This window comes from Candidatus Margulisiibacteriota bacterium (genome assembly GCA_041658645.1).
In the GTDB taxonomy this organism is placed as follows: domain Bacteria; phylum Margulisbacteria; class WOR-1; order O2-12-FULL-45-9; family XYB2-FULL-48-7; genus JBAZZV01.
Genome location: JBAZZV010000012.1, coordinates 20,252 through 33,141, shown reverse-complemented (window position 1 = coordinate 33,141; position 12,890 = coordinate 20,252). Strand labels below are relative to the sequence as shown.

Here is a 12,890-nt window from a genome sequence, read left to right as displayed (position 1 = left end):
TCTTATACGTCCCTCCCGTTACCACCGTCCCACTGTCAGGATCGGGGAAATTGCCCCGCCAGACCACCGAGAGCTGGTTATTCAGATTGGTTGTCCCCAGAACCTCTTTCCCATTAGCAATAGTCGCGACATATTTATCACTGCTGTCAAACACATTCGCCGTGACGATCGAATCCTTGGAAACATTATAGAAGACCGATACCCGATCGATCCCGCCGATGGTGCTGAATTTCCGGTCGGCTGGATCAGCCCTTAAGTTGGAAATTTCAAACGGAGTCTTGATTTCTACCATCGCTTCATCGGTAGCAACCCCTACCCCATCCACCCCTTCCGCGCGGACCCGGACGATATAACTGCCATTATCGACATACGCGCCGGTATCGAGCTTGCCGTTCCAGTCGATCGTTTGGGTTGACCGCTCAAGATTTGATGATTCAGCCGCTTTTCCCATGCTGGAAACATCCACCAGCCGCTGGCCGGCAACATCGATAATTATCGGCAGATATTGTTGACTGAATTTTGAAATGCCGAGATAAACATTATCGGCGGTAATTGAGGGGGAAGCCGGGTCTTCATCAGTTTTAGTCGAGATCATCAGCTGGCCGGCAGCAACCTTGAAGTCGATGCCTCCTTCCCCACCTGATATTGAACTATCCCAGCTGATGAGGGGGGATTTCACAGTTATGCCGCCGCCGATCGTTTTAACGTCCGAATAACCAGCGCCGCTGGTTAAAATGATATTCCCAGTGAACTTGTGGTTTGAGCCATCAACCGACCAGCGAAGATGATATCCGTCATCGTCACTCCAGATAAAGTAACCAAGATCAGTCCCAGCTTTATAATCCGGCTTGCCGATGAACGGCGCGCCGAGGATATTCGGGAAGTATTTAAAGTATACCGGCGTTTCAACGCTTCCGGTCTTTGTGACCTCAACATAGACATTGGCTGGTTTGACGCTGTTGATGAAACCGAGCGGCAGTTTGACGGAGTCGTCGCTTTTGAATTCGATCAATGGCTGAATAGATTTTAATTTGACATATGGGGCTTGAATTGAGGAGGCAGTCATTGAATCGTTATTGACCTTAATAAGACGAGAGGCGGCCAATGTCTCGCCGTTTTCCTCGTTAACCTCAACCTTAATTGTGTAATCGCCGTTCTCAAGGTTATTCGTATACAAATAGGCTAAAGTCGAGTTGTTTTGCAGGGGTCGAATGGAAATATTTTTCGGATCTTTAGGGTCGCGATTGACTTGAGGAACTTCAATATAATCGCTTTGCCAATCTGCACCGGCTTTCTTGTAATATACCCGATAATCTTTGAACGGCTTGTCGTTGGTCCAATCGGGATCAATGGCGGTGCCGCGAATGGAGATCGTCCCCGCTACTTCGGTTCCGTCCTCCGCCGGGAAAGAAATTTCGGGCGCGATCCCATCCTTGACGCAAGAAGCATAAGCTGTGCCGACGTTGCCAATATCGTCCTCCGCAATTATTTGAAAGCGGTACGCCCCTTTGGGCAGGGCCGAACTGCTGCCATCCCAGGCGATCTGATTTGCACCATTGGCCGCCGGCGCCGCAGGAATGGTATCTACAAGCGTGCCGGTGTTGGAGTTGTATATTTTTACTTTCACGTTCGAAGCGTCAGAAAGATTATATGACAAAGTTGTTTGATAAGCGTTTTTACCGATATTTGATAAGACGTAAGGACTGGTGATTTGACCATATATTTTTGGCGGGGTTCGGTCGATACGGACGGCTTCCAATGTCTTCGGGACACTTTCGTTCCCGGCCTCATCGCGGGCGATAACCTCAACCCGGTAAATCCCGTCCTCCGGCCCTTTCGCAAACATATCACCGTATTTCCAACTATAGGCAGCGAGGAAGCCGCCTTTCCCATCTGAAGCCGGGGCGGCTTGGGTAAGATAAGCGGTCGTTGAATTATTGGTTGTATTGTTAAGTTTAATGATCACTGTTGATTTCTCATCCGATCGGGCAGTAAGTCCCAGCTCGGTGGTCTTGGAGGTCATGGGGTTGGGCTCAACGTGGACAGTAGCAACGGTGGGTGGGGTTGAATCGATGACAATCGGTTGTTCGGCAACGGCGGAGTTTCCGGCCAAGTCGAAGGCCTTAATTTTTACTTTGTAAGAGCCATCGGCAGGAATGCTGGTTTCGGCTGGGTTCCAAGAGAAGAAATTTTCACCTTTGGAGAGGGAATCGGTGGTGGCGATGGTGGTGACTAGATTATTACTTGAGTCGTAGAGATCACAGCGGACGGAGGTGAGATTAGGCGAGGCCTCGTCGGAAGCGGACCAGCGAATCGTGGCCGGGGCGCGGGGGGAATATGGCTGCAGGGGTGTCATGGCAATCGTCGGCGCAGTGGTATCGATTGTTAGGTCCATAACTGCCTGGGATATCCCGACATTGCTGTTAGCCACAACGACCAGAGTATATTGCCCGTCGGGGAGCGGATCGTCGGGGGTAAATTCAAACCACATATGCTTGTCGTATGTCCCGCCGCCGATCGTGGTCTTGACCTGTCCGGTAACGTCAATTTCTTCCGTCCCAATCATTAGCCTAGCTGTAGTTAAGCTGACATTTTCCAGCGGATCGCCGCTGTAAGCAGCTTTGGCGAATTTCCCTTTGAAAGTCGGCTGGTTGTTCTTGGTATATGTCCCCGGTATGGGAGAAAATTCGGAGGCTAGTAAAGGGATGGTGTTAAGGATTATTTTCAGCAATTGATGGGACTTTATACCGACGGCATTTTCGGCGCGGACGGCCAGGACGTTTTGGCCTTCTGCAAAGGGCAAATTCTCCAAAACAAATTCTCCGGTTTCGGGATTCACGTTTTCGATCGGCTTCCAGGCGGCGAAATTGAAAGAATATTCAAATTTCTTCATTAAGGCCGGGACCAGATAATTCAATTTTCCGGCGATCCGCGTAGGCGGCTTGGTCACGGTCATTTGCGTCACATATTTTCTTTCCCCTTCCCCTGAAGCGGACAACGCTTTAAGCGTCATCGGGACAGGCAGATTGACAGTGCCGATTGCGCTCCTGTTTTCGGTCATGCTTTTGACTTTGATGGATTCATAGCCGGAGGGAACGACTGAACCTAAAGGAAAAGATAGCGCCGACGCTTCTAATGAGCCGCCAACTTCGCTGGAAGCAATAGTTTGAAGATCAACGGTTTCAAAAATAGCAACCGAATCTAGAAGGGCTGTAGATAGCGTAGCGTTTTCCTTTAGGATGCCCGAGTGCGCTTCAATACATTCATTGATTTCATCCTTATCATTATATACTTCAACAACAAGAGAAGCTGCTGGGCCAAAACGATACCACCAAAAACTTTCCCAGGCTATTGGATAAGGAGTCCCTCCCCATGCCAAAACGGCAGCAGACGCAGCAATCGCAACCTCACATCCAGCAACAATAACAGGGAAGTCATTATTTAAGTATTTTTCAAACTTTTCGCTTTTAAACACCTTTTGATGTCTTAATGCCTTTGATAGATACTTAATGTTCTCTCCTTTTTGGCTCTGAATATTAACAGCCCCATCCCCGTCATTAGTATAAAAACCAGCCCCATATCTTGCCATGAGTAAGCTGAGAAGTTTTGCCTGAGAAGTTGGTAACCCGTAAAATGATGGATGGAAAAGCGTCAGCTTTTGGTACCCCATATTTAGAAACTTGCCAAGAAAGTCATTTTCTACGTGTTTAGTTATATCATAAGAATCAAAGCCATTAGTTAAAGCGCCTTGTTCAATATATTGAGCACAATCATAATTGTATCTAGTATTAGAGAATAATTGAGCCACTTCTTTAGCTGCTGTTCCATACGGCTCAAATACAGGCATGCCGCTGCCATAGACAATGCTATATGTAGGTTCATACTCCTGCGGCAATGGCTCCACATTATTAAGCAATCTGGCTGTATTTCCAAAATATTCCCCTGGCAGTAAATCGGGAAGTCCTCCCCAAGCTGTATTAGGGATTCGCAAACCTCCCAACGAATTATATAATTGCGGAACCATAATAAATGCACCAGATATATCAGCCCCAAATTGATATGGTCCAAATAAATCGCCACCGAGCAACTGATCTTTAATATATGGGGCGGCAAGAGCCGCGAATGAGGCTAGCCCCTCTTTCGTATAACTGCGTATTTCAGAAAATGTTTCCAAATAACTTTTCTTCTTTAAAGAACTCCAATCAAATTGAGGCAAGCCATTATTCTGAAGATTATTAAATTGATCGGAAGCATAAGAGCCAATAGCATAGGCAGTGGCAAAAGGCACATAAGCCATTGTTGATCCATTTAAGACAGCATCAACAAAAACAACCTTGTCGACATCGTAATTATAAAACCCTTCTTTAAACATGCCTTTTAAATTGTTCGAGTAAATATATCCCCTTGCGGCGTAATTGCCCAGCGAATGAACAATTAAAATATATCTTGATGGGCATTCGGATGACGACGGGTCTCTTCCTACGACTTTTTTAAAATTGTTTTTGAAATCGTTTTTGGCTTTCGCTAGCCAACATAAGCCGCCCATTTCTGGCGTAGGATTATGATATTTTCGATCGCCTAATTCGCGTGCATTATTTATTGCCGACCCACAAGGCGCAGAAAAGTTATAAGCATATACATTCCCCTTTAATCCTAACCCGCCTTCAGACACTGGTTTTTCAAGGTGTTTTTTAAACCCTCCATAGGAGCCATAATTATCAAGATTATTAATATCAATGTTTTTAATATCATCATATTTTTTGTCTGTCCAGTTAGCATAATTTCCGCCTATTCCATGGACAAGAATTACTAAATATTTTGGATAAGTAACAGTCCCGTCATAAAAGGAGGCATTTGATGCTCCTTTTATGCACAAGAGTAACAACAATAATATTAATATCTTTTTCATAATCTCACAATACTGCTTTTACTTAATTATATTCCCAAGCCAAACCTAATCATGCCTATCGAATCTCCATTGTAAATATTCGCCTTAGCTTCCGTAAAAACACAAAAATAACGCACATTTATTATTAAGCCAACGCTTGGATCCAAATAAATATTAGTTATAGAATCAGTCGGTCCAAACATAAAACCGGGACCACCGCTCGAGTAAACATCAAATCCTATGCCTAATCCCCCGTATACATACACTTGATTAAATATTCTTTTGCTTAAAAACTTGGTTCCGCCCTCGCCACCTACTATGTATGAATCTGAGCCGATATTCCTTTTCCTAGTATAGGCAGTGGCATAAAATACACCATCAAGGAATGAGTTGACCCTCCCCCCGGCAAGAAGCCCTTCTACCCCAAACAAGGATAGATTTCCGCCATAAACATTCAAGGCCGAAATGTACTCATCCGCATTGTTAATCACATTAATCACATAAGTTTTGGATATTTGCTTGTCTTGATAAGAAGCATTAATATTGACCTTATATTCTCCTTCAGTAGTTGGCGCGTAATAATTGTATTCATTTAAATTGATAACATTGCTCTTTTCTTGCGCAAAACCAGGAAAAGCCATGACAGTATTTGCATTAATATCATGGCTTTCATTATTATCATAATTACCAATAATGTGGACCTTAATAACATATTTATCCCCAGCATACATTGTTGAGGGGATTTCAGCATTCAGACTTATATCTATTAACTTACTTTTTGAATCATTTTCATATTCTTTAATGGCATCTCTTATGTCTCCCGCCTTTGATTTGAACGCCCCATAAGGCGCCTGATCAATCGCAAACGATGGACTAGGCATATTTATTGCGCATAATAAAGCAATCGCTGATATCAAACCTGTATTACCCCGAATATTCATTACCCTCATAACAATTCCTTTCTATATTGTAAATTCGTCATCGCTTATACCGCTATTGATCTTAACAGCGCCATACTCGACCCCGACCTCCATCTTCCCCATCGGTGAGCTGATAACGGATTTGTTTTTTGATTGAACGAAAATAACCGACCCTTCCGCCGCCGTTGCCGAGCCGTCTTCAACGGACGAGTACTCGATCTCCGTCTGGCTCATCGGCTTATTCTTCGGGTCATACATCATTATCTTGGTCGGCAGCCACTTTTCACTGTCAACATAAAATTCCATCTTCCCCATAAACCGATTCTGTTGCTTCGGCACACCGGTAATGATATAAGTGTCGCTGCCGCCGGCAGTCGCAGCGGTAATCTTCCGGGCGGAAAAATAGAAAAACTCTTTGGCTTTGTCTAGATTCATACTTCCTTGACCCTTGCCCCCTGGCATCTGACCCTTAATTTTCGACATATCCTGCACCGTTTTCTGCCCCGTTTCGGGATCGATTATCGCCATTTGATCGCCGTTAGTAATAGTGATTTGCCTGGTTGGTGACAGCATTTCGATTTTTGATTTGTCCTCCCCCTTCGTCCACATCTTTGATTTCTGGGTTATTTTTTGAGGCCCTTTGCTTTCCTGACCAGGCATGACCATATTTGAGGTTATGATTGTAGTGGTCTCCGCATACATGTCTTTGATCTTGGATTGGTTGGATTGAATTTTGTTGATAATCTCATCAATGGTCAAGCCCGCTGCGGCGGGTAAATCAACGGCCTGGATGGATGAAGCGAATAAAACTACGGCTGCGATCACTAGCAATTTTTTAGACATAATTTACTCCTTTACGAAAATATGTGAGGAAAGAAAAAAGATAGATACGGGAGGTATCAAAATCACGCATGCCGCGCCTCCGTTTTTGAACATCTATATTTTACCATGTTTATTACTCCTTTTCGCCATTACCATCAACACCATTATAATGTGTAGTAAGCAATTTTATTGCCAGCTATCCCTATTTTATTTTTTCCCGTTTTTATCATAATTTTCATGTTTTATCCTCAGTCAACTGTCGAATTTTTCGTCACCTTTTGACGAAATTTCGACACCCCACCCAATAAAAAACGTCCAGTACTTCCCTTTCCCCAATTGAGGAATAAGGAAGCACTGGACGTCAATACCTAAGTGATCAGCTAACTATATTTAGTAAGCTAACCCAAAATCCCAATTATTAATCGGGATGGCGTGTACCAACGCCTGCCGATCCGGCAGGTCTGCCTGTCGGCAGATCATAGCTTTATTATTAACTAACGCTCTTTCGAGTGATTTTAATTGATCGGATGGTTTAAGCAGAGAAATGTCATCGGAGATACCGATTTCCACTTTTTTCAGCCACTGGATCGATTTAAGGCAGGCGTCAGCGATCTTATCTTCGGCGCTTCTTCGTGTGGCTAAAATATAGTACAATAAGGCCAGCTCAAAGGCAGTGGATTGCTCTCCTTTGAGGAGGTAAGCGACTCGTCTGGTTTGTATTTTATCGTCTAATTTCATTGATGTATCTCCAGAGATCGATTAGACTATCCTGATGTTTATCGGCAGATTTTGGCGAAAATTTCACTGCACTTTTCCATGTGCATTTTTTCTTAACCATATCAGCACGTATGTATTATCGGCCTTTGGCCGGTTTAACTTGTGCTCACTTCCCGCTTTTTGGGCTATGGGGAAAAAGGGAAGCCACTGCCGAAAGCCGGGGCCGATTTGGGCCTGGCGATGAATATCCATCAGGTAATCGGATATCCGGCACGTGCAGGCGTTGCTGGGTCATGCATCGCTCGATTCGACCCAGATTTATACCAGAGTGGCGATCAAAGACCTCAAGCGGGTCATAAAAAAGCGCCATCCTCGGGAAAAGCAGATAATGAGTTTGACTTGATAAAGCAGTCTATCTTATAATAACAACAACAACAGCCTTTTAAAAGGAAAAACAAATGAAATCTATTGAAAGTTTTCTCGCCCCGCACAAAGCTATTTTTATCCTCTTCATTATATTAACCTTGCCCTTTGTGTTGGCCTGGTCATTAATTTATGGGTTAATCATCGGCATTATCGGCATTACGGTTGATCGCTGGGAAACTGTGAGAAAATATGTTCGCCAGGATGCGATCGAACTTTTAAAATATCCCAAGTGGAAAGAGGATGCCTGGAAAGCGGCTTATTTGAGAGGTATCAATATGGCGGAACAAAGGCGGGAAGCCGAAAGGGCTTTCGCAGAAAAAAGGAAGAAAGTCCCCGGCATGATCGGGCACATTATTCAGGACATTTTGATTTTTGGAATTATACTCTACCCTCCATTGCTTATCTGGGGAATTCTCGCCGGCCCGATCCGGGCTTTTCTGGAATATTTTAAGTGGTGCTATAAAACCTGGCATGGTTATTCAATCTATAAAGGAGCTGATAGATAATGGAAAAGCCGTTGATTTTAGTGGTGGAAGATGAAATTAAGACAGCAGAAAATATAGCAGAAATATTACGGAGGACGGAAAGATACAACGCAGTTATTGCGCATAATGGGATAGAAGCATTTGAGGTTCTGGATAAAAACAAACGCTTATTGGGATTAGCGGAAAACAAGGTGAAATGCATCATTTTGGATTTAAAAATGCCGGAAATGGACGGCTTGCAATTTATTAGAGAATTCCGCAAGAAAGAACCGTTTTTTAAATTAATGCCGATTATTATCCTGACCGCCTACGAAGACGAGGAAAAATTAAATGTGACCACTCACCCGTCGGTGGGAAAGGCGGCTGCTTATTTGAGAAAGCCCTTTAACCGGCAAGAATTAATTGATACCGTCGATCGTGTTTTTCAGGAAGAAATCGGGCATATGATCGATGAGACACGCGAGAAAAAATACACGCGCTTGGAAGAGTTGGAAAAAGAAAAGAAAAAGGGCGCAGGCGAAACCTGATAGACTATTTTTTCAGCGCCTTAAACTGCATTTTAAATGTTGAACCGACCCCAACCTTGCTTTTTACCTCAATTTTACCCAGGTGCTCCCGAATAATGCGAAAGACAATTGATAAGCCTAACCCTCGGCCTTTAGTTACATGGGTGCTGAAAAACGGTTCAAAGATTTTTTCCATGTTTTCTTCCGGGATTCCCGCGCCGGTGTCGGAAACTTCGGCGTACGCTACCGCCTTGTTGGCTTCAATCGCCGAATAAGTAGAAACTTTTAAATCCCCGCCGTCGGGCATGGCTTCCACCGCGTTTTTTATGAGATTGATAAATACTGTTTGCAGATCATCTCTGTCCCCCATGATCAGCGGCGTCGGATTTAATTCTTTTATCAAATGAACCCCGCTAGGCGGAAACAATTGCAACGACGTGTTTATAACATCATTAAGATTGATTTCTATTTCTTGGCGCGCCGTTGGGGTACTAAGCCGCAAAGTGCTTTCGACGATATCACTAGCCCGATTTATTTGTTCTATCATATATTTCTTAAAATCATTGAGATTCCCAATATCCCCTTCGTTATCCAATAATTCTATTTTGCTTTTCATAATAGCCAGTGGCGTTTTGATCTCATGATTATACTCTTGAATTAAATTAGCCATTGACGCGATTTTTTCCGAACGGGCTAACAATCTTTCCGTATCATAAAGCTTCTTTTCATTCGCATCATAATCATTTTTTATCTTTTCGTAGGATCTCGTGTGATCGAGGGCGATCGCCACCTGGCTGGCAAGGACCTCAAGCAGGCGGATGTCCTCATCGGTATAAGGGTCTTCCGAAAGTTTTGGCCCCAGCGCGAAAAAGGCGATCAGACGATCCTCAAGCATACACGGCGTCACAAGACAGGCATTTATCTCTTTGATCATGAATTCGGTGTGTCGCGAGGAAATGAGCTTCGTTACAAGCGGGCTATCCACAGCAACTGCCGGCCCATCTGTTAACGGAGAAAAGGGCTCCCCGTCATAGACCACATAGCGACCGGAAGGCTTTTGTGGATCGGAGAAATTCTCGGGCAGAAATATTCTTGGACTTGATATTTCTACAACATCGTGAAAAGTTTCATAAAGGATGCCGAGAATGGATGCGAGAGATAGCTTCCTCCCTACTCTGGCGCTGGCGTTAGATAGCTCTTTATAATAATCGTATTTACCACGGAGAAACAATTTGTCTGATGTTGTTTGCAAGAAAAGACGGACTGGATGATGAGTGCGGCCGACGATCGTTCCATACACCATGCTCCACAATACAAACAATAAATCTGTGTTAGTAGAAACATTTATTCGATACAACCAAATTAAAATAAGATAAATAGTCCCGTAGAATACAATAGAAATTATCTCTGCCGTTAAACGGCTAATGATAACAGATATATCCATCAAGCGATGTTTAGTGATTGTATAAGCTATAATGCCCAAAGACAAGACAACAAAAATAAATCCCACCGGATAGAACTCTATCCCATAATTGGCCAAAAAATCCGTTGCCGCAACGGAATAAACCACAACCGACATTTTTAGATATCTTGCCTGATCTTTTTGGAACACGGAAGATTCCTTCTCTCTTAGTTTGGAATTAAATATAATATAGCAACGACAAACGAGAATAAATAAAAGGACTAAATAAAAGGGGTGAAGATAAGAGGCCTTAGGATAATACCCAAAAAAGTATTGATAATCTCCTTTGATATAATAATCCGTACCCCATAAAACAATTAACAGGATGCCTCCTATCGCATATGCAATATATGACATTATACGATCGATTTTCTTTTCTGCATATTTTACGGCGAAATGAAATATAGTTATAGGAAGAAAGATTATTCCAGAATAACCAACTTTTACAAGGACCGCCGCGATTCCGTTGTCATGTATATTAAAAAGTATTGTCCAAGTAAGTTGCCAGACAATTGTAGACAAACATAATAATGCAAAGGCGATATTCCTCTCCGACTTCCTATTTTTAAAATATATTAATAGCCCCAATAGTAATGCCACTATTGCAGCCATCAAAGGAGGGATAGAATATGGATTCATGTTTTGTTTTTAAGCCCGCGACGGTATAGCTTACAACATATTTTTTGTTAGTTTTTCCCAACCCATCTTAAATTCATCTGGTATGGGAATCACTTTGTATAAAGCGTCCGTAAAGCCGATTTTTTGTTTACCAGTCGCAATAACATCATTAGTATTCTTATTTACAAATGTAAATATCAAATCAAATGTGCTTATTTTCAGATTATCAACTGCTAATTTGATTAAAACCTGGTCAAATAGCGTAACCTCTTTTTTATATTGCATAGAAGCGTCAATTGTGACCAGTCTAATACCAGATTTTAGAAATTGTTGGATATTAGGCATAACTTGCCTAAAGAATTCCTCTCTTGCCATTCCCTGCCATTCAAAATAACGAGCAAAATAAACGTTCCCAAACAGATTAGTGTCATGCAAATAAGCGGTCTTCTCAAAAACAAACTCTTTTTCCATAATCATTTCCCTCCTTGTTTTTTTCCAATGTAATCAACTACATCTTCTACTTTCTTAATTGCGCCTAAATCTTCTAAGGGGACTTTGATATTAAACTCATCTGATAATCCAAAGGCAAGCTCAACTGCTCCAAATGAATCCATGCCTAAATCATTGACTAACAAAGATTCTGTGTTGATTTTATTAATATCTATTTCCAATTGTTTCGACAAGACTTGCTTTACTTTTATTTCTATATTTTCCTGTGACATTCTGGCCTCCTCGATTATTTATGCCTCTTCAAAACAATAGTCGCATTTGTGCTGCCAAAACCAAAGGAATTCGATAGAACATTATTAACCACCATTTCTTTAGCATGATTTGGAATATAATCTAAATCACATTCTGGATCAACCGTTTCATAATTAATAGTTGGGGGGATAATGCCATTCTCTATAACTAAAGCGCATATTATTGCTTCAATACTCCCAGCAGCACCAATTGAATGTCCTATCATTGATTTAGTTGAACTTATTTTCAATTTGTTCGCATATTTACCAAAAACATCTTTTATCGCTTTTGTCTCAGTTTTATCATTCATTTGCGTTGATGTGCCATGTGCATTTATATAATCTATATCTTCCAAATTAATCTTGGCATCATCTATAGCCAATCTCATCGAATTTGCGGCGTCATTTCCGCTAGGGAGTGGAATAACCATATTGTAAGCACCACTTGTCAATCCATAACCAATGAGTTCAGCATAGACATACGCCCCTCGTTTTTTAGCATGATTGAGCTCTTCCAATATAATAATTCCAGCCCCTTCACTTAAAACAAACCCATCTCTTTCTTTATCAAAAGGTCTACTTGCCTTTTCCGGAGCTTCATTTCTTTTCGATAATACTTGCAATGCACTATAGGCAGCAAAAGTAAAAGGTGTTAGAGGCGCTTCTGCCCCACCAGCAACTAATACGTCTGCTCTTCCCCAACGAATCATGTCAAAAGCCTGGCCGATTGCATGTGTTCCAGAAGCACATGCAGTCGAAACCGTTATATTAGGGCCTCTCAAATCAAATTCTATCGATATTTGTCCGCCAACCGCATTGGGGCAAACTCGGGGAACACATAAGGGGTTAGCTCTGCTTGGCCCCCGATCGAAAATGACTTGCATCTGTTCCTCATGAAATAAAGCCCCACCTAAACCAGAACCCAAACAAACACCAATTTTATCTTTGTTTTCCCTTTCTAAATCAATTTTAGAATCAGAAAGAGCCATTTTTGCAGCTGCGACACCAAGCTGAGCAAAACGATCCATTCTTTTCGCTTTGATGGGCTCTAAGTAATCCAGGGGATTAAAACGAGATATTTCTCCGGCAATTTTAACGTCATAATTCTTGGTATCAAATCCTTTTATAAGAGAAATGCCAGATTTACCAGCAATATTTGATTTCCAAAATTCTTCTTTCCCTATTCCATTAGGAGCAATAACGCCAAGTCCGGTTATGACAACTCTCTTATCGTTCATTTTAATAGAAATTATACTCTTGGGCAGTTGAGAGTGCAAATAAAAAGTGGCCAAAAAATAAGCATTGT

10 protein-coding genes are annotated in these 12,890 nt (G+C 42.3%); 2 read left to right on the top strand and 8 right to left on the bottom strand.

The genetic code is table 11. The features are described from left to right. From WC903_08625 to WC903_08610, 4 genes are all read right to left on the bottom strand, one after another. The coding region (locus tag WC903_08625) for a FlgD immunoglobulin-like domain containing protein (protein MFA5894007.1) at positions 1-4,909 on the bottom strand (4,909 nt) is incomplete at its 3' end. Between the two features lie 26 nt (positions 4,910-4,935). Beyond that, positions 4,936-5,829, bottom strand: coding sequence for a hypothetical protein (locus WC903_08620; GenBank protein ID MFA5894006.1), 894 nt, complete (start codon positions 5,827-5,829; stop codon positions 4,936-4,938). A 21-nt stretch (positions 5,830-5,850) separates the two neighbouring features. Further along, complete coding sequence (locus tag WC903_08615) at positions 5,851-6,651, bottom strand: outer membrane lipoprotein-sorting protein (protein ID MFA5894005.1); 801 nt, start codon at positions 6,649-6,651, stop codon at positions 5,851-5,853. 369 nt (positions 6,652-7,020) lie between these two features. Continuing rightward, positions 7,021-7,368, bottom strand: coding sequence for a hypothetical protein (locus WC903_08610; GenBank protein ID MFA5894004.1), 348 nt, complete (start codon positions 7,366-7,368; stop codon positions 7,021-7,023). A gap of 437 nt (positions 7,369-7,805) precedes the next feature. Here WC903_08610 and WC903_08605 point away from each other — a divergent pair, with 437 nt between their 5' ends. Both WC903_08605 and WC903_08600 read left to right on the top strand, forming a co-directional pair. Next, positions 7,806-8,279: a hypothetical protein gene (locus tag WC903_08605; protein ID MFA5894003.1), complete on the top strand. Its 474-nt coding sequence runs from the start codon at positions 7,806-7,808 to the stop codon at positions 8,277-8,279. Continuing rightward, positions 8,279-8,785 carry a response regulator gene (locus tag WC903_08600; GenBank protein MFA5894002.1) on the top strand — a complete coding sequence of 169 codons (507 nt, stop codon included), beginning with the start codon at positions 8,279-8,281 and terminating at the stop codon, positions 8,783-8,785. Before WC903_08605 ends, WC903_08600 begins: the two co-directional genes overlap by 1 nt. 4 nt (positions 8,786-8,789) lie before the next feature. Here WC903_08600 and WC903_08595 read toward each other — a convergent pair whose 3' ends face one another. The 4 genes from WC903_08595 to fabF are packed head-to-tail and all read right to left on the bottom strand — an operon-like array spanning position 8,790 to position 12,822. After that, entirely contained in the window at positions 8,790-10,838 is a 2,049-nt protein-coding gene (locus WC903_08595) for an ATP-binding protein (protein ID MFA5894001.1), read from the bottom strand. A 57-nt stretch (positions 10,839-10,895) separates the two neighbouring features. Continuing rightward, positions 10,896-11,315, bottom strand: coding sequence for an acyl-CoA thioesterase (locus tag WC903_08590; protein ID MFA5894000.1), 420 nt, complete (start codon positions 11,313-11,315; stop codon positions 10,896-10,898). A gap of 2 nt (positions 11,316-11,317) precedes the next feature. Continuing rightward, positions 11,318-11,566 carry an acyl carrier protein gene (locus WC903_08585; GenBank protein MFA5893999.1) on the bottom strand — a complete coding sequence of 83 codons (249 nt, stop codon included), beginning with the start codon at positions 11,564-11,566 and terminating at the stop codon, positions 11,318-11,320. Between the two features lie 14 nt (positions 11,567-11,580). After that, a complete protein-coding gene (fabF, locus tag WC903_08580) occupies positions 11,581-12,822 on the bottom strand; it encodes a beta-ketoacyl-ACP synthase II (GenBank protein ID MFA5893998.1) in 1,242 nt (413 codons plus the stop codon). Positions 12,823-12,890: the final 68 nt, after the last annotated feature.